Source organism: Virgibacillus salexigens, assembly GCF_014905415.1.
Classification (GTDB): Bacteria; Bacillota; Bacilli; order Bacillales; family Amphibacillaceae; genus Virgibacillus; species Virgibacillus salexigens.
Genome location: NZ_BNEO01000001.1, coordinates 1,505,182 through 1,528,109, shown reverse-complemented (window position 1 = coordinate 1,528,109; position 22,928 = coordinate 1,505,182). Strand labels below are relative to the sequence as shown.

At 35.7% G+C, this 22,928-nt stretch carries 25 protein-coding genes; 19 read left to right on the top strand and 6 right to left on the bottom strand.

Going from position 1 to position 22,928, the window contains the following annotated elements:
• Positions 1-33 precede the first annotated feature (33 nt).
• From yaaA to dnaA, 3 genes are all read right to left on the bottom strand, one after another.
• A complete protein-coding gene (gene yaaA, locus JKP73_RS07000) occupies positions 34-267 on the bottom strand; it encodes a S4 domain-containing protein YaaA (protein WP_081674691.1) in 234 nt (77 codons plus the stop codon).
• A gap of 276 nt (positions 268-543) precedes the next feature.
• Positions 544-1,680 (bottom strand): DNA polymerase III subunit beta, encoded by a 1,137-nt coding sequence (gene dnaN, locus JKP73_RS06995; RefSeq protein ID WP_038241604.1) that lies wholly within the window; start codon positions 1,678-1,680, stop codon positions 544-546.
• A 184-nt stretch (positions 1,681-1,864) separates the two neighbouring features.
• Positions 1,865-3,208: a chromosomal replication initiator protein DnaA gene (gene dnaA, locus JKP73_RS06990; protein WP_021290275.1), complete on the bottom strand. Its 1,344-nt coding sequence runs from the start codon at positions 3,206-3,208 to the stop codon at positions 1,865-1,867.
• Positions 3,209-3,925: 717 nt separating this feature from the next.
• Here dnaA and rpmH point away from each other — a divergent pair.
• From rpmH to JKP73_RS06935, 11 genes are all read left to right on the top strand, one after another.
• The gene (rpmH, locus tag JKP73_RS06985; RefSeq protein WP_021290274.1) at positions 3,926-4,060 is read left to right on the top strand and encodes a 50S ribosomal protein L34; all 135 of its coding nucleotides are present in this window, start codon (positions 3,926-3,928) and stop codon (positions 4,058-4,060) included.
• A 160-nt stretch (positions 4,061-4,220) separates the two neighbouring features.
• A complete protein-coding gene (gene rnpA, locus JKP73_RS06980) occupies positions 4,221-4,565 on the top strand; it encodes a ribonuclease P protein component (RefSeq protein ID WP_021290273.1) in 345 nt (114 codons plus the stop codon).
• Between the two features lie 120 nt (positions 4,566-4,685).
• Positions 4,686-5,456: a YidC family membrane integrase SpoIIIJ gene (spoIIIJ, locus tag JKP73_RS06975; RefSeq protein ID WP_021290272.1), complete on the top strand. Its 771-nt coding sequence runs from the start codon at positions 4,686-4,688 to the stop codon at positions 5,454-5,456.
• On the top strand, positions 5,453-6,067 hold the full coding sequence (gene jag / locus JKP73_RS06970; protein WP_021290271.1) for an RNA-binding cell elongation regulator Jag/EloR: 615 nt from the start codon (positions 5,453-5,455) through the stop codon (positions 6,065-6,067). Before spoIIIJ ends, jag begins: the two co-directional genes overlap by 4 nt.
• 270 nt (positions 6,068-6,337) lie before the next feature.
• Positions 6,338-7,714 carry a tRNA uridine-5-carboxymethylaminomethyl(34) synthesis GTPase MnmE gene (gene mnmE, locus JKP73_RS06965; protein WP_200411040.1) on the top strand — a complete coding sequence of 459 codons (1,377 nt, stop codon included), beginning with the start codon at positions 6,338-6,340 and terminating at the stop codon, positions 7,712-7,714.
• A 33-nt stretch (positions 7,715-7,747) separates the two neighbouring features.
• The gene (mnmG, locus tag JKP73_RS06960) at positions 7,748-9,631 is read left to right on the top strand and encodes a tRNA uridine-5-carboxymethylaminomethyl(34) synthesis enzyme MnmG (protein ID WP_021290269.1); all 1,884 of its coding nucleotides are present in this window, start codon (positions 7,748-7,750) and stop codon (positions 9,629-9,631) included.
• Positions 9,632-9,717: 86 nt separating this feature from the next.
• Positions 9,718-10,434, top strand: coding sequence for a 16S rRNA (guanine(527)-N(7))-methyltransferase RsmG (gene rsmG, locus JKP73_RS06955; protein WP_200411039.1), 717 nt, complete (start codon positions 9,718-9,720; stop codon positions 10,432-10,434).
• Positions 10,435-10,712: 278 nt separating this feature from the next.
• Positions 10,713-11,600, top strand: coding sequence for a nucleoid occlusion protein (noc, locus tag JKP73_RS06950; protein WP_021290267.1), 888 nt, complete (start codon positions 10,713-10,715; stop codon positions 11,598-11,600).
• A 179-nt stretch (positions 11,601-11,779) separates the two neighbouring features.
• Positions 11,780-12,553 (top strand): ParA family protein, encoded by a 774-nt coding sequence (locus JKP73_RS06945; protein ID WP_021290266.1) that lies wholly within the window; start codon positions 11,780-11,782, stop codon positions 12,551-12,553.
• Complete coding sequence (locus JKP73_RS06940) at positions 12,534-13,367, top strand: ParB/RepB/Spo0J family partition protein (RefSeq protein ID WP_021290265.1); 834 nt, start codon at positions 12,534-12,536, stop codon at positions 13,365-13,367. Before JKP73_RS06945 ends, JKP73_RS06940 begins: the two co-directional genes overlap by 20 nt.
• Positions 13,368-13,657: 290 nt before the next feature.
• Entirely contained in the window at positions 13,658-14,371 is a 714-nt protein-coding gene (locus JKP73_RS06935) for a DUF554 domain-containing protein (RefSeq protein ID WP_021290264.1), read from the top strand.
• Between the two features lie 238 nt (positions 14,372-14,609).
• Here the strand turns inward: JKP73_RS06935 and yyaC are convergent, their stop codons facing one another.
• Entirely contained in the window at positions 14,610-15,227 is a 618-nt protein-coding gene (gene yyaC / locus JKP73_RS06930; RefSeq protein WP_021290263.1) for a spore protease YyaC, read from the bottom strand.
• An 88-nt stretch (positions 15,228-15,315) separates the two neighbouring features.
• Between yyaC and JKP73_RS06925 the strand changes: the two genes are divergently transcribed.
• The 7 genes from JKP73_RS06925 to rpsR all read left to right on the top strand — a co-directional run bounded on the left by JKP73_RS06925 (position 15,316) and on the right by rpsR (position 20,155).
• Positions 15,316-16,341: a YkvI family membrane protein gene (locus JKP73_RS06925; protein WP_038241615.1), complete on the top strand. Its 1,026-nt coding sequence runs from the start codon at positions 15,316-15,318 to the stop codon at positions 16,339-16,341.
• 30 nt (positions 16,342-16,371) lie between these two features.
• Entirely contained in the window at positions 16,372-17,385 is a 1,014-nt protein-coding gene (locus JKP73_RS06920) for a mechanosensitive ion channel family protein (protein WP_370457685.1), read from the top strand.
• Between the two features lie 46 nt (positions 17,386-17,431).
• Positions 17,432-17,632 carry a DUF951 domain-containing protein gene (locus JKP73_RS06915; RefSeq protein ID WP_021290260.1) on the top strand — a complete coding sequence of 67 codons (201 nt, stop codon included), beginning with the start codon at positions 17,432-17,434 and terminating at the stop codon, positions 17,630-17,632.
• Positions 17,633-17,842: 210 nt separating this feature from the next.
• On the top strand, positions 17,843-18,943 hold the full coding sequence (gene ychF / locus JKP73_RS06910) for a redox-regulated ATPase YchF (RefSeq protein WP_021290259.1): 1,101 nt from the start codon (positions 17,843-17,845) through the stop codon (positions 18,941-18,943).
• 174 nt (positions 18,944-19,117) lie between these two features.
• The gene (gene rpsF / locus JKP73_RS06905; protein ID WP_021290258.1) at positions 19,118-19,408 is read left to right on the top strand and encodes a 30S ribosomal protein S6; all 291 of its coding nucleotides are present in this window, start codon (positions 19,118-19,120) and stop codon (positions 19,406-19,408) included.
• A gap of 16 nt (positions 19,409-19,424) precedes the next feature.
• Positions 19,425-19,892 carry a single-stranded DNA-binding protein gene (gene ssb, locus JKP73_RS06900; protein ID WP_021290257.1) on the top strand — a complete coding sequence of 156 codons (468 nt, stop codon included), beginning with the start codon at positions 19,425-19,427 and terminating at the stop codon, positions 19,890-19,892.
• A gap of 32 nt (positions 19,893-19,924) precedes the next feature.
• Positions 19,925-20,155 (top strand): 30S ribosomal protein S18, encoded by a 231-nt coding sequence (rpsR, locus tag JKP73_RS06895; RefSeq protein ID WP_200411038.1) that lies wholly within the window; start codon positions 19,925-19,927, stop codon positions 20,153-20,155.
• Between the two features lie 218 nt (positions 20,156-20,373).
• On the opposite strand, the gene modA is transcribed toward rpsR, so the two are convergent.
• Together modA and JKP73_RS06885 are read right to left on the bottom strand one after the other, a co-directional pair.
• Positions 20,374-21,171 carry a molybdate ABC transporter substrate-binding protein gene (gene modA, locus JKP73_RS06890; protein WP_200411037.1) on the bottom strand — a complete coding sequence of 266 codons (798 nt, stop codon included), beginning with the start codon at positions 21,169-21,171 and terminating at the stop codon, positions 20,374-20,376.
• Positions 21,172-21,201: 30 nt separating this feature from the next.
• Positions 21,202-21,690 (bottom strand): DUF1189 family protein, encoded by a 489-nt coding sequence (locus JKP73_RS06885; protein WP_021290254.1) that lies wholly within the window; start codon positions 21,688-21,690, stop codon positions 21,202-21,204.
• Between the two features lie 291 nt (positions 21,691-21,981).
• Here JKP73_RS06885 and JKP73_RS06880 point away from each other — a divergent pair, with 291 nt between their 5' ends.
• A complete protein-coding gene (locus tag JKP73_RS06880; protein ID WP_200411036.1) occupies positions 21,982-22,923 on the top strand; it encodes a YybS family protein in 942 nt (313 codons plus the stop codon).
• Positions 22,924-22,928 lie beyond the last annotated feature (5 nt).

Genomic DNA, 22,928 nt, shown 5'->3' with positions numbered 1-22,928 from the left:
TCTTAATCCTCTTTTACCGGAATAATGTCTCCACTAGTCACTAGCAACGATGAATCTTCCAGCTTCTTCTAGTTCTACTACATCACCGGGATATAGTTTTCTACCACGTCGATGTTCCCGCTCTCCATTCACCAACACACCTACATCTTGCAAATAAGCTTTTACCATACCACCAGAGTCAAGTACATTGATTAATTTTATAAACTGACCTAATGCGATATATTCCGTTTGAATGGTTATTTTTTCTTCTTGCATCTTATCACTCATTCTCATAGTTAATTATTATATACTACCTATTTAAATCTCTAATTCCTATTTTACTAAAGATTTGTGTTTAAGGAAAGGTAAGTCCCTTTATTTCTAAATAAAACGCTCATATGGGGCTTTAAATTGCTTCTATAGGTCCAAAAAATAAAACCGTTTGGACAACATCTAATAACAATATAGTAATGGAGCTTTACTCATTCACTTGTGGATTTGTGGATAGATTTTTTTTAATGAAAAAGCAGGAATGGCATTGTTTCATTCCTGCTTTTATGTTTATTAATATGTTCTTACTGGTAAGATAAGTTGTAAAATCGAGTCTTCATTTGCTGGACGGATAATAAATGGACGCATCGCACCGGTAAACTCGATTTTTACCTCATCGTACTCAATTGCTTTGAGTGCATCCATCATATATTTCGAACTAAAGGAAATCTTTAATTCTTCTCCCTCCATGGAAGTAATAGAAACCTCTTCCGTTACATTTCCAACTTCTGGGTGGTTACTTGCAATTTCCACAAGTTGATTTCCTTGTGTAGTTAATCGAACGACATTATTTCTCTCTTCTTTTGCTAACAACGAAGCACGATCAATCGTACTAAGTAATTCCTTTGTTTTCACATATAAAACCGTTTTACTTTGGTCAGGGATAAGCCTAGAAGTTTCTGGATAATTCCCATCTAGTAAACGAGATAAGAAGTTCAAATGTTTGGTACGGAATAAAATTTGATTACTTGTTACGCTAATTTCTACTTTTTCCTCTGTATCATCTAAAATTTTATTTAATTCATTTAAGCTTTTACCAGGAACGACGACATTTGAGAATTCATTATTCGCTTCTGATACAGGAATCGTTCTAGAAGCGAGTCGATGACTGTCCGTTGCAGAAAAGGTAAGGGTCTGATTTTCTAATTTCATATTTACCCCGGTCAAAATCGGTCTCGTTTCCATTGTTGAAACAGCAAATACAGTTTGCTTGATGAGACTTTTTAATAGATCGATAGGAAGCTCAAAGCTATCATCTGTTTGAAGTTTTGGTAATTGTGGATATTCCCCAGCATCTTGTCCATTTAAATTAAATTCAGCTTTTCCTGAACGTATCGTTACTTTTAGGTTTTCATCGGAATGGATTTCAATTGTCTTTTCAGGAAGTTTACGAACAATATCTGGAAAATATTTAGCTTGTAATACAATACTTCCTTCTTCTATTTGTTCGATATTTACATTCCCATTTTCTTCAGCTGGAATATAGGATTCAATCGAGATATCGGAATCACTACCTGTTAATGTAATGCCATCCTGTCTAGCCTCTATTTTAATTCCAGTCAGTATAGGAATAACCGTTCGAGAAGAGATTGCCTTCATTACATTTTGTACACTTGCTATTAATTGATCCCGTTGGATTACAAATTTCATGAAATAAATCCTCCTAATGGAAGTTCTTTTATTTATATTATTTTATAAAAATATAGTAATAATAGTAATAAGCATTGTGATTATGTGGAAAACTCCTCTTTAATCAAAATAAAAAGGTTATTCACATGTGGATAAGTTGTTTATAACTAGCGTTCAGTTTTTCACAGTATTCACAAGCTCTGTTTTATAATGATTTTAATTGCTCTTTTATTTCTTCAAGTTCTTTTGCTAATTGTGTATCCTTTTCCATTAGCTTTGATACTTTTTCATGTGCGTGTATGACTGTAGTATGATCCCTTCCACCAAATTCTTCTCCAATCTTAGGCAAAGAGGCATCTGTCATCTCACGTGATAGATACATAGCAATTTGTCGTGGAAAAGCAATGGATTTGGTTCGTTTTTTAGCAAGAAAATCTTCTAAACGAACATTGTACTTTGCTCCAACTGTTTCTTGGATACTGGGTATCGTAATGACTTTCGGCTTATTACTTGGAATGATATCCTTCAATGCATCTGCTGCAAGGGATGCGTCAATATCTTGATTTACTAATGAAGAATAGGCAACAATACGAATTAATGCTCCTTCTAGTTCACGTATATTGGTATCAATTTGGTTTGCGATATAAAGCATCACTTCATTCGGTATATCCAAACCTTCTGCTTTTGCTTTCTTTGTTAAAATGGCAATCCTTGTTTCTAGATCTGGTGGTGTAATATCAGTAATTAGCCCCCATTCAAACCTAGAGCGAAGTCTGTCCTCTAGTGTGGGAATTTCCTTTGGCGGCCTGTCGCTAGAGATAATAATTTGTTTATTATCATCATGTAATGCATTAAAAGTATGGAAAAACTCTTCTTGTGTTGATTCTTTCCCCGCAATAAATTGAATGTCATCAATTAATAAAACATCTACATTACGATATTTATTACGGAAGTTAACCGTTTTATTATCCATAATGGCGTTAATAAATTCATTGGTGAACTTTTCAGAAGATAAATAGACAACTTTTGCATTTGGATTATGATCCCTTACATAATGCCCAATCGCATGCATTAAATGTGTTTTGCCCAGTCCGACTCCTCCATAAATAAATAGAGGGTTATATGCTTGTGCTGGCGCCTCGGCAACAGCTAATGATGCTGCATGTGCAAAACGGTTACCGGCTCCGATAACAAATGTGTCAAATGTATACTTTGAATTTAGCATCGACTTTGGCCCTTCGTTATCATTTGTTGGTGGTTTTTGTTTTGGTGTTTGTTCAATCTCATCAATGGATGTATTTGTATTGGGAATAATGAATTTGGCAACAATTTCAGAACCTGTAATTTCGGTAAGTATTTCTGAAATAAGCCTTGTATATTGATTTTCAAGCCAATCTCTAGCAAATTCGTTAGGCGCAGAAACAATTAAAGTATTATTTTCAATTGTTTCTGCTTTTGTATTTTTTAACCAAGTATCAAAGCTTGGCTTACTTATTTTTTCTTCGATTCGCTCCAGTGTTGCGATCCATATTTCCTGTATATTATCCAAGCAGAAGTTCACTCCTTTCATACAAAGTAATTGGATTCCATGTATCTATTACAAAAAATAGATGAAAAACGTCAATAGAAAAATAAAGTATAGATTGTTTCCTACTTTTAGACATCATTCAGCTTTATTCTTCATATAGATGACATAAAAAGCCTCTCTCAATCTATGAAGATGGAAAGGCAAGGAAGACATAGAAATAAATGCAGTTATCCATATGTTTCATTCAATAGGAATGGAATAAGAAAAAAATAAGATAATTTCAATGTGGATAAAAAAACATAGTCACAATAAGCTTATATAAAAATATAAACGTTGTCCACAAACTTGTTGATAACGTTATAAACCAACATGTTTATAAGTATCCACAGCTTATCCACAGTTTGTGTATAACTGATTTATTATTTTTCTTTTTTCACAAGTTAAACACAAATATGATATCAGAAAAATCCTGTAGTTGCAATGGCATTTCGACACTTATCCACAAAGTTCAGTGTTTGTAGACAAATATTGTCCACAGCGATAGATTTTGTGGTTTTATTGTCGATAAATGCTGTGGATAGAAAAATACTCGGGGGAAATTCTATACAGGGATTGTGGATAGAGGATTTTTAGAATAAAGTTGACAGATAGACGTATTTATACGTATAATTACAAAGACTGTCTATTGACTGTTTTAGTTTAAATGATTAATTCATCCCTTAGGGAGGTGCAGGATAAATGAAAAGAACGTATCAACCAAATAATCGTAAACGTAAAAAAGTACATGGCTTTCGCTCTCGTATGAGCACAAAAAACGGACGTAAAGTCTTGGCACGCCGTCGCCGTAAAGGTAGAAAAGTCTTGTCTGCATAGGCCACTGAATAATCAGTGGTCTTTTTTCACTTTACGTAGAAAGTGTGTACGAAAAGGGAAAGCTAGGGAGTAATATTACTTCCGAATACATATATAAATATACTGAAATAAGGACAAGCTGATAAGAAAGTATTTGTAGTTTTGTAGTAAGGTGATAACGATGAAGAAAGAATTCCGGATCAAAAAGAATGAAGAATTTCAATATGCATTTAAATGTGGTAAATCCTTTGCTAATCGACAGCTTGTCATCTATTATGTAGAAAAAAAGGGGCAAGAACATTTTCGAATAGGGCTTTCCGTGGGAAAGAAAATTGGAAATGCAGTGACAAGAAATCGTATCAAACGTTATTTACGTCAAGCTTTTCAAGAATTAGAAGATACGATTGCTTATCCCTATGACATAGTTATTATTGCTAGAAATCCAGCAAAGAATATGGAGTTCTATGAAATGAAGAAAAGTTTAACGCATCTTTTATATAAAGAACGTTTATTAAAGAATCAATGAATTTGATATAGAATCTTAGGATAGTTTAGGTTAAAATAGCTTTTAGGATACGTTTTTTATAAGAATCAGTTGTTGATAGTTAAGCGCTTGCGCTTATATTTTAGTTAGGAGGAAACGGTGTTGCGTAAAAAGTTTTGGTTGCTAGTGACACTAATAGGTTTATTAGCAATTCTTTCTGGATGTACCGATGTTAATGAGCCGATCACAGAGGATAGTGAAGGGATCTGGAATTCCTACTTCGTTTATCCAGTGTCTTGGCTAATCACCTATTTTGCTGAGTTATTTAATGAAAATTATGGACTGGCAATTGTAATTGTTACTGTCCTTGTACGTTTAGTTCTACTACCATTAAACGTAAAACAATTAAAAAGTTCAAAAGCAATGCAGGATATTCAGCCAAAGCTGAAAGAACTGCAACAGAAATATAGTTCAAAAGATGCCAATACACAGCAAAAATTGCAACAGGAAACGATGCAATTATTTCAAAAAAATGGGGTAAACCCATTGGCTGGATGTTTGCCAATTTTTATTCAAATGCCAATTCTAATTGCTATGTACCATGCAATAATGCGTACAGAATCGATTAAAACCCATAGTTTTCTATGGTTTGAATTAGGAGCCCGTGATCCATTCTTTATCTTACCAATTATTGCTGCTGTAGCTACTTGGCTGCAACAAAAATTAATGATGGCAGGTAGCCCTGCATCGCAAAATCCACAAATGATGGTTATGCTTTATGTGATGCCAATTATGATTGGTGTGTTTGCCATGTTCTTCCCATCTGCATTAGCATTATATTGGGTAGTTGGTAATATCTTTATGGTTGCTCAGACTTTATTAATCCGTAAGCCAATGATGGCTGATAAAAATAATGGAGGAGACAAAAAGTGAGAGAGATAACTGCTAGTGGACAAACGGTTGAAGAAGCGGTCCAATCAGCATTAGAGCAGTTAAATACAACCAGGGACCAAGTAGAAATTGACGTTATTGATGAAGGAAAAAAGGGACTATTAGGCCTGTTTGGCTCCAAACGTGCCTTTGTTAGGGTGCGAATTGCCAAAAACCCGATTGAAGAAACCAAAAACTACTTGCAGCAAATTGTTCAGCATATGAGTGTGGATGCTACCATTCATACAACAGTAGAAGAGAATCATGTAACCTATGATATACAAGGTGAAAATATTGCGATTTTAATTGGTAAACGTGGACAGACCTTAAATGCACTGCAATATTTATTACATCTTGCTATTAATAAATCCAGTGATAATTTTTATACGGTTACGCTGGATGCAGAAGGTTATCGTGGCCGGAGGAAAGAAACGCTTGAATCACTTGCATTGAAAATGGCAGACAAAGCGATTCGCCTAAATAAAAAGGTAGCGTTGGAGCCAATGCCTGCATTTGAACGAAAAATTATTCATAGTGTGTTGCAAACAAAAAATGAAGTTTCCACACATTCAGATGGAAGAGAACCACATCGCCATATTGTTATCGTGCCATAATAAGCTCTGTTAGAGATAAAACTTGTTTGTAAAAATATCCGCCTGTCTTTTTGATTCAGGCGGGTATTTTTTTCTCATTATAAAATAATTGTGCTTATTTCCAGCCAAAGTTATCCACATGTGCATAACTTTGGCTGGAAAAGGATGAAAAAATATGTTGTGGATAACTTTATTTTTGTGAAAGGTTATGGTATTCTAGTAAGTTAGTGACGATAAAAATAATTTTACGTTTCTATATATATCTCTGGATAAATGTTGGAGGTGAAAGCGATGGAAACAGATACAATTACTGCGATATCCACACCGGTTGGTGAGGGTGCAATAGCAATTGTTCGATTAAGTGGACCGGAAGCAATTCCGATAACAGCAAAATTATTTAAGGGAAAGAATTTAAGGAAAGTAGAATCTCATACTATTCATTATGGAAAAATAATGGATCCACAGACAAATGAAGTTGCCGAAGAAGTAATGGTTTCTGTGATGCGTTCGCCGAAAACATTTACTCGTGAAGATGTGGTTGAAATCAATTGTCATGGTGGTATGGTAGCTGTTAATCGTGTGTTAGAAATAATTTTAGGAAGTGGAGCAAGGCTAGCAGAACCAGGAGAATTTACCAAACGTGCTTTTCTAAATGGTAGAATTGACTTATCACAGGCAGAGGCAGTAATGGATCTAATACGAGCAAAAACAGATAAAGCAATGTCTGTCGCTTTAAAACAAATGGATGGGCGTTTATCAGGTCTGATTGAACGGTTGCGCCAAGATTTATTGGAGACAGTCGCTCATGTAGAAGTGAATATAGATTACCCTGAATACGATGATGTAGAAGAAATGTCACATGACACGATGCGAAAGAAAACGAAAGAAGTACACGCTGAAATTGAGAACCTCTTGCAGGTTGCTAAACAAGGGAAAATCTTACGTGAAGGCTTAGCTACGGCTATTATTGGTAGGCCAAATGTTGGTAAGTCTTCGTTGATGAATACACTTGTCCAAGAAAATAAAGCAATTGTAACTGAAGTTCCTGGAACTACACGGGACATTATTGAAGAATATGTGAATGTGCGTGGAGTTCCATTACGATTGGTAGACACAGCTGGTATTCGAGAAACGGAAGATATAGTCGAAAAAATTGGCGTGGAACGTTCGAGACAAGTACTAAAAGAGTCAGATTTGATTTTATTTGTACTCAACTATAACGATGTACTAACAGAAGAAGATGAAAAATTATTCAAGGCTATTCAAGGACTTGATTATATTGTAATAATTAATAAGACGGATTTGGATCAGAAATTGGATCTTGCACGAGTGAAAGAGTTGGCAGAAGGGAATCCTGTAGTTACCACTTCCTTAATTGAAGAAGCGGGAGTAGATGAGTTGGAAAAGGCGATTTCCACGACATTCTTCGAAGGTGAAATTGATACAGGGGACTTAACGTACGTCTCCAATGTGCGACATATCCAATTGCTAAAACAAGCAAAACAAGCGCTTGAAGATGCAATGGAAGGTCTAAAACTGGAAATGCCTTTAGATATTGTTCAAATTGATGTAACAAGAACATGGGAATTTTTAGGTGAGATTATTGGGGATACGGCAAGTGATAGTTTGATTGATCAATTGTTCTCACAATTTTGCTTAGGTAAATAGTTATAATAAAAAAGGAAGAAAGGATGAAAAACCATGACGTATGATGCAGGTCATTATGACGTAATTGTAGTTGGTGCAGGTCATGCAGGTGTAGAAGCTGGACTTGCAGCGGCGAAAATGGGTGCAAAGACATTGATGCTCACCCTCAATTTAGATATGATAGCCTTTATGCCTTGTAATCCATCAATTGGCGGTCCTGCAAAGGGTATCGTTGTTCGTGAAATTGATGCTCTCGGTGGCGTAATGGGTAAAGTTATTGATAAAACGTATATTCAAATGCGTTTGTTAAATACAGGTAAAGGCCCAGCTGTGCAAGCTTTACGTGCTCAAGCTGATAAACCTTTGTATATAAAAGAAATGAAAAATATTATCGAAAATGAAAAAAACCTTACACTACGCCAAGGTATGGTTGACAGTTTAATTGTGGAAGATGGTGTATGTAAAGGCGTGATAACTGAAACACATGCAGCTTATCGTGCGGAAACAGTAATTATTACAACTGGTACGTTTATGCGAGGAAAAGTGTTAATGGGTGATCTAGAATATGAAAGTGGACCAAACAACCAACGACCAACCATTAAATTGTCTGAAAACCTAGAAGAACTCGGCTTAGAAATTACACGTTTTAAAACAGGTACACCTCCACGAGTAAATAGCCATACGATCGATTATTCTAAAACTGAAATTCAACCTGGGGATGAAAAACCTCAAAGTTTTTCTTATGAAACTACGGAATATATTACCGATCAAATACCTTGTTGGCTAACATATACGAATGAGTTCACACATGAAATAATTAATGAAAATCTATCGCTATCATCCATGTACTCAGGTATGAAAAGGGGAACAGGTCCACGGTATTGCCCGTCTATAGAGGATAAAATTGTCCGCTTTAACGACAAGCCGCATCATCAAATTTTCCTTGAACCAGAAGGAAGAGATACGGAAGAAGTATATGTACAAGGCTTGTCTACTTCACTGCCTGAATCGATTCAACATGGCATGGTTAGAAGTGTAAAAGGTTTAGAAAATGCTGAGATTATGCGTGCTGGTTATGCAATAGAATATGATGCAATTGTTCCTACACAATTGTGGCCAACACTGGAAACAAAAAACATTCCAGGATTATTTACAGCTGGACAAATTAACGGAACTTCTGGATATGAAGAAGCTGCTGCACAAGGAATTATGTCAGGAATAAACGCTGCTGCAAAAGTACTCGGAAAGGATCCAGTTATTCTTGACCGCTCTCAAGCTTATATTGGTGTATTAATTGATGATCTCGTGACAAAAGGTACGAATGAACCTTATCGTTTACTAACATCACGAGCAGAATACCGTTTATTATTAAGACATGATAATGCGGATCTACGAATGACGGAATTAGGCCATCAACTTGGACTTATTTCCGAAGAACGTTACGCTAAATTTGTCGAGAAATACCGTTTAGTAGAAGAAGAGAAAAAACGACTTCAAAAGCTCGTCGTTAAACCTTCACCAGAGGTAAATGGCATTCTAGAAGAAGCAGGCGCAGCACCATTAAAAGAAGCATTAAAAGCATATGATTTATTGAAACGACCAGAATTATCTTATGACTTACTTGCTCCAATTATAGATGCTCCAGAATTATCGAATGAAGTAACAGACCAAGTAGGGATTCAAATTAAGTATGAAGGGTATATTAAGAAAGCAAATGAACAAGTAGATCGTATGCTAAAAATGGAAGACAAAAAGATTCCAAGTGATATTGACTATGATGATATTGGCGGTTTGGCAACAGAAGCTAAGGAAAAACTTAAAAAAGTTCGTCCATTGTCAGTTGGGCAAGCGTCTCGGATCTCAGGGGTAAATCCAGCAGATATTTCCATTCTAATTGTCTATATTGAACAAGGAAATATAGCACGATTGGCTAATTAATAGGAAGAAATGAGATTCCATAAAAAAAGCATTTCAGCGAAGGGAAGTATTCTTCGCTGAAATACCTTACATAAGGAGTATAGGATATGAATCCAGAACAATTTGTACAAGCACTTCAGCAAAAAGGGATATCATTGGATGAAAGGCAACAAGAACAGTTTGCCATTTATTATCGTACGTTAATTGAATGGAACGAAAAAATAAATTTAACGGGTTTAACAAAGGAAAATGATGTTTATCTCAAACATTTTTATGATTCTATAAGTGCTGCATTTTATTATGATTTCACTCATGCTAGGACAATTTGTGATGTAGGGGCAGGTGCAGGATTTCCAAGTATTCCTTTAAAGATATGCTTTCCCCACTTGCAAGTAACGATTGTAGATTCATTAAAGAAACGGATTGGCTTCCTTAATCAGTTAGCAACCGATTTAGATTTAAAAGAAGTGGCTTTTTATCATGATCGTGCGGAGAATTTAGGAAAGAATCGTCAATTTAGAGAATCATTTGATGTAGTAACTGCAAGGGCTGTTGCTCGTATGTCCGTTCTTAGTGAATTATGTTTACCTTTAACAGAAAAAAATGGCGTTTTTCTTGCTATGAAAGGTTCGAAAGCAAGTGAGGAAGTGAAGCAAGGAGAAGTTGCTATAGGAGAATTAGGCGGTAAAATATCTGCGATGCATACGTTTACATTACCGGAAGAAGCAAGTGAGAGATCTATCATTGAAGTTATAAAAATGAGAAAAACCCCAAAAAAATATCCTCGAAAAGCAGGTCTTCCTAATAAGGAGCCGATTAAGTGAGGGTGGCTATTTTGATCGAAATGGACAATAAATAAACATATTCTTTCGATGAGAAATATGATAAAATAAAACGGAAACAAGCCTCTACAAAAAATGGAGGAGCCGTTTCAATGTTCGTTTATACGCGCAGTAGCATGGGTTGCTGCAGCGTTTTTTCTTATTAAACCCTTTTCCTGTGCTATAATAATGATAGATTCATATAATATGTTTCACGTGGAACATATTATATTTAATACATAGATGAGAACTTCAAAGTAAATTAGAGGTGGTGTGGGATTATGGTAAAACCCTTTAACCGTTTTTTTGGAATAGGTGATAAATCTGATAATGAAACTGAAACTGATGTAGAGTCCTATCATCCGGATGAAGTTATTCAGATCCCTGTTAAAAATATAGAACCCAATCGCTATCAACCAAGATCGATTTTTAGTGAAGAAAAAATAAATGAACTTGCCCAAACGATTCATACACATGGTATGATACAGCCGATTATTGTTCGAAAGTTAGATGAATCAGAGGGGGAGGAAGAAGCGCGGTACGAAATTATTGCCGGGGAACGCAGATGGCGAGCTGTCGAATCTTTAGGTTGGGAGCATATTTCTGCGATTCTCAGAGAGATGACAGATGCGGAAACAGCTTCTGTTGCTTTAATTGAAAATTTACAACGTGAAGAACTTACGGTAATTGAAGAAGCTACAGCTTATGCGAAGTTACTTGATATTCATTCCTTAACTCAAGAGGCGTTAGCTCAACGCTTAGGGAAAAATCAATCTACCATAGCAAATAAGTTACGTTTACTCAAGCTCCCACAACCGGTACAAGAAGCGTTATTAGGAAAATATATTACGGAGCGTCATGCTCGTGCGTTAATCAAATTGCAGGAAGCAGAATTGCAAGTAAAGCTGCTGCAAGAAATTCTGGAAAATGATTTAAACGTTAAACAGACGGAAGATCGGATTAAGAAGATGAATGAGCAGGATTCAGCGCCAAAGAAGAAATCAGTTACAAAACGAAAAGGGTTTAATAAAGATATTCGAATTGCTATGAATACGATAAGACAATCCTTAAATATGGTTTCAGATACAGGTGTAGAAGTAGAATCAGATGAACAGGATTTAGATGATTATTATCAAATAACAATTAAAATCCCAAAAAAGAACGCATAAATGAACAACTATTTTTACCCATCTTTATTAGTAAGATGGGTATTTTGCACCGTTAGTATTCGTTCGTTAAAGACAGTCGCTGATGTAAATTACGAATAGCTTACAATGTAAAATCATGCATCCATAATTTTAAAAAAGTGATAGAATAGAAAGTATATAGTTTTAGGGTAGGTGTCAACATGGGAAAAGTAATGTCCATCGCAAATCAAAAAGGTGGCGTAGGAAAAACAACTTCATCAGTAAATTTAAGTGCTTGTCTTGCGCATCTTGGCAATAAAGTACTGCTTGTAGATGTTGATCCTCAAGGTAATGCAACAAGTGGAACAGGCGTGAATAAAGCAGATGTGAAGAATTGTATTTATAATGTTCTAGTAGAAGATTTACCAGCTGAAGAAGTTTGTATTCCAACAAATGTAGACAACTTAGATATCGTACCTGCTACCATTCAGCTTGCCGGTGCAGAAATTGAACTTGTACCAACAATATCTAGAGAAATACGCTTGAAAAAATCATTAGAGAATTTAACGGAAGTCTATGATTATATTATTATTGATTGTCCTCCTTCCTTAGGGTTATTAACTTTAAATGCGTTAACCGCTTCTGATACGGTGATCATCCCTGTACAATGTGAATATTATGCTTTAGAAGGACTAAGTCAACTACTAAATACCATTCGACTTGTTCAAAAGCATCTTAATAAGACGCTCATGATTGAAGGTGTACTGTTAACGATGCTTGATGCCCGTACAAATCTTGGTTTACAGGTAATTGAAGAAGTGAAGAAATACTTTCAAGATAAGGTGTATCAAACGGTAGTGCCAAGAAATGTAAGGTTAGGGGAAGCACCTAGTCATGGACAACCTATTATTACTTATGATCCAAAATCAAGGGGAGCAGAAGTTTATCTTGAACTAGCAAAGGAAGTGATGGCCAATGGCGAAAGGGTTAGGTAAAGGGATTAACGCTTTCTTTCCAGAAATAGAGGAAGAGAAAGATGATGTTGTTCAGGAAATAGCCATAACAGAATGTCGGCCAAATCCATATCAGCCGCGTAAAACATTTCATGCAGATGCAATTGAAGAATTAAAGGAATCGATATTAGAATATGGTATCATTCAGCCGCTTATTGTAAGAAAGAGTATAAAAGGATATGAAATCGTAGTTGGTGAAAGAAGGTATCGTGCTGGGAAAGAGGCAGGACTTGAAAAAATACCAGTAGTAATTAAAGAATTATCCGATGAAAAAATGATGGAGCTTGCTCTTTTAGAGAATTTGCAAAGGGAAGATTTAACCCCCATTGAGGAAGCTCATGCCTATGCTAATTTAATGAATGAGCTGAAGATTACCCAAGAAGAATTGTCTAAACGTCTCGGTAAGAGCCGCTCCCATATAGCGAATATGGTTCGTTTATTATCATTACCGGAGAAAGTAATCGCCTATATTAATAACGGTGAATTATCCATGGGACATGGGCGGGCATTGCTAGGAATAAAAGATAAAAGCAAATTACAACCTTTAATTCAAAAAATAAGGCGAGAAAAATTAAATGTAAGGCAAGTGGAGCAATTAATTCTTCAACTGAATGATAAACAAGTGAAGAAAAAAGAGAAACCCAAAAAAGATGTTTTTCTTCAAGAAAGAGAATCTTACTTAAGAAATCGTTTAGGGACTGCTGTTTCTATTCAACGAGGGAAACGCAAAGGGAAAATTGAAATAGAGTTTTATAACGATGACGATTTACAGCGGATTATGGACGTACTTGAGTAATAGAAGCTCGCTGTAATCATTCCATTTTTAGGTCGATAAAGCAAAAGTGTTCATCACAAGCTTTTTTGTTACGGCTGCCTATTGCTAGTTTGTCAGTGCTAGTGCTTGCAACTAACTGGATATGATTTGTTTATAAAGACTGACAATCTGTTGTCAGTCTTTTACTATAAATTCACGTAAAACAGACATAATACCACTGTTTCACGTGAAACAAATAGATGTACCAAATAGAAATGATAGCGATTATTTGAACTAGAATTTAGATGATACATAATAGGAGATGGGATAACATGGCACTATACGGTACATTAGTTAATGGTGTTTTAATAATTATTGGTAGTTTATTTGGTTTGTTATTTACAAAGATCCCGGAAAGATATAAAGAAACGGTTATGCAAGGGATTGGACTAGCAGTCATGTTAATTGGAATTCAAATGGCATTATCAACAGAATATATTATTGTTGTCTTATTAAGTTTACTCTCTGGTGCCATTATAGGCGAGTTAATTCATTTGGAATCCGGGTTAAATCGTTTAGGTAACTGGGTTGGTAGTAAATTCACCTCGACAAATTCGACAAATAGTGACTTTAGTGTTTCTCAAGGGTTTGTTACTGCTTCACTTGTGTTTGTGATTGGTGCGATGTCAGTAATTGGAGCATTAGATAGTGGGATTCGTGGTGATCATGAGGTACTAATCACGAAAGGTATTCTTGATGGGTTTGTTGCCCTTGTATTAACAACTACATTAGGCTATGGTGTTATTTTATCGGTAATCCCAGTTGTCGTCTATCAAGGAAGTATTGCTTTACTAGCTACCCAAATTGAAGGAATGCTTCCAGAGTCATTTCTGAATGGTATGATCAATGAATTAACAGCTGTTGGTGGGTTACTTATTCTTGCAATTGGTCTAAACCTACTGAAAATCACGACCATTCGAATCGGTAATCTATTGCCATCTATTGTTATGGTAGGAATAATCTATTATATTTATCAATTATTTTAAAATAGGTATTTGCAATCATTCCTGATTGAAAGACAATTAATTCTATAGCAGAATGGAAGTCATAAGTATGGCTACAGCAGTTAACATGGGTAAGCAACAATCGCTTACCCTTAAATTTTTCCCTAGTATTGTTCCGATAGTGTTATCATCATTGATTAAATAAGTAAAAAATAATTAACCCGAGTCTATTAAATGGATTCGGGTTTTGTTTAGCTGAAATATTTTCCCCTCTTTAAGGTTATATAATGGTAGGTTTTGATACTTGGATAACGACAGAAGGAGTAGCTTTCCCATAGGTTAAACACTGATCCAATTCATCCAATAAGGAAGAAATTTGTTGGGCCATTGCCATCACTAGGCTAAGTCTCGTATTTTGAAGCACAGAATACTCCATGAACCCACTTACATTCACCACCCCAGTAATATGCATATCTCCAATTGCAGGTAATGGTTTATTTAATGCTGCTCCAGGTTTAATTGGCCCTGTACCTGTAATTAGTAAACCCACAGAACTATGTTTGCCTAAACAGGCATCAACAGCAATGATAAATGGATTTGAATGGTGTGTCTCAATATAATCGATATATTCTGTTAAGTTTGTAGCGTGTACAGGCTCTTCTAATGTCCCATATACGGTAATATGCTTTGGTTTTTTTTCAGCCAGTAATGTTCCTGCTAATGGGCCTAACGAGTCACCTGTAGAACGGTCAGTGCCAATGAAAACAACAACATAATCATGCGGTGAATTTGGGAACCAGGATATAATTTTATCACGCATAGAAGGAATAAAATCAGAATCTGTATGGAGCATCCGTAAATTTTCATTTCTTTTCCATAAACTGTTTTTAAAATTCATAGCTTATCCTCCAAAAACATATTGGTATAGTATACGGAATTTTTAACAGATCTATACATTGATTATTAAAAATATTGGAGGAACCGAAATGCTGCGTGGTGGATTAAAATGGATGTTTTTAATTATCGGAACAACAATTGGGGCAGGCTATGCTTCGGGGAGGGAACTTTGGCAATTTTTCGGCCATGAAAGTGGACTAGCTATTGGTTTATTTGCTCTATTTTTCACCATATGTTGTTTGGTCATTATGAGTATAAGCTACCAAAGAAAATCGACCCACTATTTACCTGTCCTTAAAGATATAGTTGGTAGGAGACTTACAGGAATCTATGATGTAATGATATTTATTTACCTGTTTACCACAACCGTTATCATGATTGCTGGTAGTGGGGCAACATCTCAGGCATTTAACTTCTCCTATTGGTGGGGGATCAGTATAATAATTATAGCGCTGGTTGTTTTATTTCTGAAAGGGATTAATGGCTTGTTATCTATTAATCAATTTATCTTGCCACTACTTTTGGTTGGTCTATTATTTGTATTGCTGTGGTTTACGATTGATCAGGAATTAAATTTGTTCTCACATTGGGATGAACAACGAAATTGGACAGCAGCGTTTCCGTTTACGGCATTAAATATTCTTCCATTAATTGCTGTATTGGGTGCCATAGGGAATAAGGTACAATCCAAACAAGAAATATGGATTGCCTGTGTCGGAAGTGGCTTAACCTTAGGTGTCATTTCTTTTATTTATAATAATAGTTTAATTCAAATAGCAGATGAGTTATTGCTATATGAAATACCGTTATTTGCGATATTAAAACATTATCCATTTCAGATGCTAGTGTTAATGAGTGTCTTATTATGGTTTGCCATTTTCACGACCGCAGCTTCTGGCATACTGGGAATTGTTACGCGAATTCAAGATTATATTCAGCAACCATTATGGTTGATTGTTTGTGTAACCTTAGTTACAATGATTCCATTAACAGCGCTCGGTTTTTCTACTTTAATTAATTACTTGTACCCGATTTATGGTATTTTAAATTTATATGTATTAACTAGATTGTTATTATTTCCATTATGGAATAAAATTGAAGATAAAAAGACGTAATGTAAGTATGGCATAAAGGAGGGATCCTCAGTGGAAGGCAATGTACAACAAAATGTAGAAAAAAATGTAGAACAAGGAATTGAGGATATTACAACACTCTGGGATTATCTTACTGGTCCTGAGCTTTGGTGGACGTTAGGGGAAGGTGCTCTTAAAATTCTGATGATCATCGCGTTAGCATTTGCTATTGTACGTATTACTCGAAAAGTAGTCGATCGATTATTTAGAAGAAGAGAAAATGCCCCCATACGGATTACCGAACGTAGAGAAAACACACTAAAGAAATTAATTAAAAGTGTTGTTGCCTATGTGGTTTATTTCATTGCCATGATCATGATACTAGATAATGTACTCGGATTTAATGTCGGGGCTTTATTAGCCGGTGCTGGAGTAGCGGGCTTGGCTATTGGTTTTGGAGCACAGAATCTAGTACGAGATATTATCTCTGGTTTTTTCATCATTTTTGAAGATCAATTTTCCGTTGGAGATTATGTTGGGGTCTCCGGCATTGAGGGGACGGTTGAAGAAATTGGCCTCCGTACGACAAAAGTGTTGAGTTGGACCGGTGAAATGCACATCTTACCTAATGGCAATGTGACCCAAGTCATTAATTATTCGACACATAATGGACTAGCGATAATTGATGTTAATGTCCCTTATGAAAGCAGTGTGGACGATGCAGAGAAAATTATTAATGATGTGGCTGTAACGCTTCCTGATAAATATGATTTTCTTGTTGGTGTACCGGAAATAATAGGTGTTCAAAATTTAGAAGCTTCTCATTTTGTTATCCGTGTGATTGCTGATACATTACCTGGATTCCAATGGGCTGCAGAGCGAAATATTAGAAGAGATATACAAGATAAATTGTATAGAGAAGGTATCGAAATTCCTGCACCACGAATTGTTATGTATACAGGGAAAGAGAAGGAAAACGTCGTAAAGGATAGACAAACGGAAGGCTCAACGTCAAATCATCTACAAAAAGGATATCCGGAAACAGATTCAAGTCAAGGAGAACAAGCACCTCAACGGGATCAATAGATGTGGGATATATACGATCTAGGATCAGAAAAGGAGAAGGAATACCATGGAAGATAAAGAATTTGCCCTAAATGATGTCGTACAGATGAAGAAGCAACATCCCTGTGGAGAAAATCGCTGGAAAATTATACGTATGGGGATGGATATTCGGATCAAATGTCTTGGCTGTGATCATAGTGTATTAATACCAAGAAGGCAATTCACCAAAAAACTAAAAAAAGTTATCGAAAAAGCAGAAAAAGGATAAGTAGTTAAAATAGACTATTTATCCATAAAAATGTTACTATAGCATTATAGAGAAAGAAAACTTATAAGATAATAGGGTGAAAAGCAAAAATAGGCATCATTTTATGCCTATTTTTGTTTTTTGCTAGCTTGTCATTTTAGAGGCAAATATCTATAATTAGGATGACAAACGCGTTCATATGAATGGAAATCCTTAAGGAGTGAATCTTGAATGTCATTAACAGCAGGAATTGTTGGTCTTCCTAATGTTGGAAAATCTACATTATTTAATGCTATTACCCAGGCTGGAGCGGAGGCTGCGAATTATCCTTTCGCTACCATTGATCCTAATGTTGGAATAGTGGAAGTACCAGACAATCGCTTGAATAAACTGACCGATTTAGTACAGCCCAAGAAGACAGTACCAACAACGTTTGAATTTACCGATATTGCAGGTATTGTAAAAGGAGCAAGTAAAGGCGAAGGATTAGGAAATCAATTTCTATCACATATTCGACAAGTAGATGCTATCTGTCAGGTAGTACGCTGTTTTGAAGACGATAATATTACACATGTATCTGGCAGAATTAACCCGATAGATGATATTGAGGTGATTAATCTAGAGCTAATTCTTGCCGATTTGGAAACAGTTACGAAGCGAATGCAAAGGGTAGAGAAATTAGCTAGACAAAAAGATAAAGCGGCGGTAGCCGAATATGATGTTCTATCGAAATTAAAAACCGGATTAGAAGATGAACAGCCAGCAAGAGCTACAGACTTTACCGAAGAACAACAGAAGATTGTAAAAGGACTACATCTGTTAACAAGCAAGCCAACACTTTACGTAGCAAATGTAAGTGAAGCGGAAATTACAGACCCTGACTCAAATGAAAACGTACAGAAGGTAAAAGCATATGCTGCTAAAGAAAATGCCCAAGTAATCGTTGTTTGTGCAAAGATAGAAGAAGAAATTGCAGAGTTGGATCAAGAAGAAAAAGAATTGTTTTTAGAAGATCTGGGGATAGCCGAATCTGGATTAGACAAGCTTATTAAAGCTGCTTATTCCTTGTTAGGATTAGCAACATATTTTACAGCCGGAGAACAAGAAGTCCGTGCTTGGACATTCCGTAAAGGAATTAAAGCACCACAGGCTGCAGGGATCATTCATACAGATTTTGAGCGAGGATTTATCCGAGCTGAGACCGTTTCTTATGATGATTTGATAGCAGCTGGAACGATGAACCAAGCAAAGGAAAATGGAAGAGTAAGATTAGAAGGAAAAGAATATATTGTGAAAGATGGCGACGTTATTCATTTTCGTTTTAATGTGTAACAGATTAGTAACGACGTAAATCGGATCTCTCGAAGACTTGTTAATTATAAAATGATTTGGTATAATACACTATTGTGAGTAATTAAAATTTGAATTACTCCTTGCTCCTGTTGCGATATGCAATGTTGTGTATCAATAAATAGGGGCCGTTAAGTCCAAAAGGAGGTGTAACGGATGAGAAAATACGAAATCATGTACATCATCCGCCCAGACATGGAAGAGGAAGCTCAAACAGCTTTGATTGAGCGTTTCAATGGAGTCCTTACTAATAATGGCGCGGAGATTGAAAAAGTTGATGAAAAAGGCAAGAAGCGTCTTGCTTATGAAATCAATGACTATCGTGATGGATATTATGTAGTCATTAACTTTAGTGCAGATGAGCAAGCAATTAATGAGTTTGATCGTCTAGCTAAGTTCTCTGATGATATTATTCGTCATATCGCAGTTCGAGAAGATGATCAATAAATAAGGAGTGGTTCTGATGTTAAATCGTGTCGTACTAGTCGGCAGGTTAACGAAGGATCCTGATTTACGGTATACACCAAGCGGGGTTGCTGTAGCTAATTTTACACTTGCAGTGAACCGTCCTTTTTCTAATCAGCAAGGTAATCGTGAAGCTGACTTCATTAACTGCGTTGTGTGGCGGAGACCAGCTGAGAACCTAGCAAATTATATGAAAAAAGGAAGTATGGTTGGTGTTGACGGTCGTGTACAAACACGTCGATTCGAGGGTCAGGATGGAAAGACTGTATTTGTTACAGAAATTGTTGCTGATAGTGTACAATTCCTGGAAACAAAAGGTTCTTCTCAAGGAGGACAAGATTCATCAGGATTCCAACCAAACAGAGACCAAAACCAGAACCAGTTTGAACCTAATCGCAATCAAGACGATCCATTTAAGAATAATGGAGAACCTATCGATATATCAGATGATGATTTACCATTTTAAAGAGCATTCTATGAAGAATAGGAGGGTTAACTATGGCAGCTCGTCGCGGTCGTGCAAAGCGTCGTAAGGTGTGTTACTTCACAGCGAACGGAATTACACACATTGACTATAAAGATGTTGATTTGCTAAAACGTTTCATTTCTGAACGTGGTAAAATTTTACCTCGTCGTGTTACTGGAACTTCAGCAAAATACCAACGTAAACTTACAAGAGCAATCAAACGTTCTCGTACAATGGCATTATTGCCTTACGTTGCAGAGTAATAATATCTATAAAAGGGAAGCATCTTCATGAGATGCTTCCTTTTTTGGTTAACGGAGTTGCTGAGGCAGTGCCTGTGAAAGCGCCATAACTTCTAATTGCGTTTGAAAGAATGTTGAATTTGCTTAAGCGTACCCAACTTCATTAGCTTGCCTGTTTGGCTATTTATAACAAACGAAAACCAAGCTCATGCTGGGCTTGGTTTTCGTGGTTAGAATGGTTATTTTCTGTTATTGATGTTAATAAACTGATAAGACTCAAAAATCTCAGTTGCTTCTTCTGTGTTTAGAAAATCAATAAACGATTCTGAATCGTGTCGATTGGTACTATACGATGTCACACCTGCTGGATAAACAATTGGTGTATGCAGCTTTTTATTTATTTCTGTTAGCACATTTATTTGCTTGGAGCTAGCAGCATCAGAAGCGTAGACAACGCCTACATTACTTTTACCTGTTTCTACATACTGAAGTGTCTGACGAACATCATTTGTATAAACGAGTTTATTCTCTATTTGATCCCATACTCCTTGAGATTGTAGAGCTTCTTTTGCATACGTACCTGATGGAACGGTTATTGGATCGCCAACAGCTATACTACTCACAGAGGTATCTAAGAGGCTATGAATCGTAGGTAAAGAAAGACTTGATTCTTTATTACTAATGATAACGAGTTTATTACCAATAAAATTAGAACGCGATTCTTTAACAATAACATCTTCTTCTTCTAATACATTCATCCACTCTTGATTAGAAGATAAAAATAAATCAACTGGTGCTCCTTGTTGTATCTGCTGAGATAACTTTCCAGACCCTCCGTAGTTTACATCAACCGTAATGTAAGGATGACTCGCTTCAAAGGCAGAGATAATCTCTGGTAGTACATCCGTTAAGCTAGTGTCTGCAGATACTAATATTCTATTTTCTTCTGTTGATTCTTGAAAAGGTTCCTCTTGCTCAAACATGGCACATCCAGTTAATGAGAGTAAGGCAACCAGAAGAAGAATAAGATGCTTCATATAACCCCACCTTGCAGTTGTTGTAAATCATTATTTGGTACTCCGGCGTTTGGGATAAACGGAAATAATGATGATTAATAAAATAATGGAATATCCAGCAATCGCCCATAAATATGTATCACTAATTGAGAAAAATAAGGCTATTATCGTATACAAGATAAATGGAATCGTTGTGGTAAAAGCTGTCATTTTCCATAGTATCGAAAATTTAAGCTTCCTCCCCATTAGTTTTGCCAAACCTGTTGCAATATAAGCAATAATAGAAATTAAAATCAACACGATAATGGTCAGAGGCAAATAATAAAAAATGAAAAAGTAAATAATAATAAACAAGATACTCAGATCGGCGCTTAGCCCGCTATCTGTTGTAAATCGATCAATCAGCGACGGAATAGAAACAAGCATCAAGAGAATAAACATGTAAATAATTGTTATATCCATACCAACTCGATTAAGCTGAAAGATTGCCTTTTTTCTAGGTAATTTGATAGTATGTATAAATGCATTTAGAAATACCATGATTGTCCATCCTTATTTCTTATTTCAATTACTATTATAAGGCAATCAAGCAATAATTGCCTTTCTCGGACTTGAAAAAACAGTGACAATTCATATAACCTATTCATTTGTAATTACAATATATGACAAAACAGGGCATACGTAATAAATAATTCCCCTATATTTCGAGGTAAGCGAATAAATTATTACCCGGGAAATATTTTTTCTACCCTTTTCGACAACTATTTACGCTAAAAACATGTTATCATATTATAATGATATAGTATCAACCTAAGTAAGATGGGGTGCAAAATGAATCAATCAAAACAACTAACCGATGGTGCGTTATTAACAGCTGTATTTATTGGAATATTGCTTGTTAGCATGTTTATTCCGATTTTAGCTATGGTATCGATCTTTTTATTGCCAATTCCATTTATTTTATATACATCGAGACATGATTGGAAACCGGCATTACTAATGTTAACAGCAGCTTTGCTAATAACAATTTTACTAACAACGATTTACACGTTACCACTAACGATTGTTGCTGGCCTTGGTGGAATTTTAATTGGGAGTGCTATTTATAGTAAGCTAACTGCTTATGAAACATGGGCAAGGGGCACCTTTGGTTTTATTATAGGACTGCTATTTGCGTTTGTATTTACACAATTTGTGTTCGATGTAAATATCCTTCAACAATTTAAACAGATGACAACAGAATCCATGGAAATGTCATCTGGGGTTATTGAGCAATTTGCTACAGATGAACAAACAGAGGAATTAAAAGCAACGATGGAAGAGACGATGAATAGTTTAGTTGATCTTTTTCCATTTTTCCTAGCTGCATCAGCAATTTTATTTGCTTTTGTTAGTCAATGGGTGAGCTATAAAGTAATCAACCGATTAGATAGAAAGAATTTACATTTTCCACCGTTTCGAGATTTGCGTTTTCCAGTAGCAATTATTTTTGTTTATGTAATTGCACTATTGTTCGCATATATTTTTACAGATCCAGATAGTATGCTATATATGGCGACTCAGAATTTATTAGTAATCACACAAATGCTTGTGACGATTCAAGGGTTTTCATTCCTGTTTTTCTATACGCATCATAAAAATATGACAAAAGCGTTTCCGATTATATGTACAATATTAGCACTGTTTATCCCTATCCTACTTTTTATTGTACGCTTTATCGGGATTATCGATTTAGGATTTGAATTAAGAGATCGGTTAGCGAAGAAGAAATAAACGGT

Excerpts from the sequence above, each read along its gene's own strand:
- yaaA (WP_081674691.1), bottom strand. The coding sequence starts at position 267 with ATGAGTGATAAGATGCAAGAAGAAAAAATAACCATTCAAACGGAATAT.
- dnaN (WP_038241604.1), bottom strand. The coding sequence starts at position 1,680 with ATGAAATTTGTAATCCAACGGGATCAATTAATAGCAAGTGTACAAAAT.
- rpmH (WP_021290274.1), top strand. The coding sequence starts at position 3,926 with ATGAAAAGAACGTATCAACCAAATAATCGTAAACGTAAAAAAGTACAT.
- rnpA (WP_021290273.1), top strand. The coding sequence starts at position 4,221 with ATGAAGAAAGAATTCCGGATCAAAAAGAATGAAGAATTTCAATATGCA.
- mnmE (WP_200411040.1), top strand. The coding sequence starts at position 6,338 with ATGGAAACAGATACAATTACTGCGATATCCACACCGGTTGGTGAGGGT.
- mnmG (WP_021290269.1), top strand. The coding sequence starts at position 7,748 with ATGACGTATGATGCAGGTCATTATGACGTAATTGTAGTTGGTGCAGGT.
- rsmG (WP_200411039.1), top strand. The coding sequence starts at position 9,718 with ATGAATCCAGAACAATTTGTACAAGCACTTCAGCAAAAAGGGATATCA.
- noc (WP_021290267.1), top strand. The coding sequence starts at position 10,713 with ATGGTAAAACCCTTTAACCGTTTTTTTGGAATAGGTGATAAATCTGAT.
- JKP73_RS06945 (WP_021290266.1), top strand. The coding sequence starts at position 11,780 with ATGGGAAAAGTAATGTCCATCGCAAATCAAAAAGGTGGCGTAGGAAAA.
- JKP73_RS06940 (WP_021290265.1), top strand. The coding sequence starts at position 12,534 with ATGGCGAAAGGGTTAGGTAAAGGGATTAACGCTTTCTTTCCAGAAATA.
- JKP73_RS06935 (WP_021290264.1), top strand. The coding sequence starts at position 13,658 with ATGGCACTATACGGTACATTAGTTAATGGTGTTTTAATAATTATTGGT.
- yyaC (WP_021290263.1), bottom strand. The coding sequence starts at position 15,227 with ATGAATTTTAAAAACAGTTTATGGAAAAGAAATGAAAATTTACGGATG.
- JKP73_RS06925 (WP_038241615.1), top strand. The coding sequence starts at position 15,316 with ATGCTGCGTGGTGGATTAAAATGGATGTTTTTAATTATCGGAACAACA.
- JKP73_RS06915 (WP_021290260.1), top strand. The coding sequence starts at position 17,432 with ATGGAAGATAAAGAATTTGCCCTAAATGATGTCGTACAGATGAAGAAG.
- ychF (WP_021290259.1), top strand. The coding sequence starts at position 17,843 with ATGTCATTAACAGCAGGAATTGTTGGTCTTCCTAATGTTGGAAAATCT.
- rpsF (WP_021290258.1), top strand. The coding sequence starts at position 19,118 with ATGAGAAAATACGAAATCATGTACATCATCCGCCCAGACATGGAAGAG.
- ssb (WP_021290257.1), top strand. The coding sequence starts at position 19,425 with ATGTTAAATCGTGTCGTACTAGTCGGCAGGTTAACGAAGGATCCTGAT.
- rpsR (WP_200411038.1), top strand. The coding sequence starts at position 19,925 with ATGGCAGCTCGTCGCGGTCGTGCAAAGCGTCGTAAGGTGTGTTACTTC.
- modA (WP_200411037.1), bottom strand. The coding sequence starts at position 21,171 with ATGAAGCATCTTATTCTTCTTCTGGTTGCCTTACTCTCATTAACTGGA.
- JKP73_RS06885 (WP_021290254.1), bottom strand. The coding sequence starts at position 21,690 with ATGGTATTTCTAAATGCATTTATACATACTATCAAATTACCTAGAAAA.
- JKP73_RS06880 (WP_200411036.1), top strand. The coding sequence starts at position 21,982 with ATGAATCAATCAAAACAACTAACCGATGGTGCGTTATTAACAGCTGTA.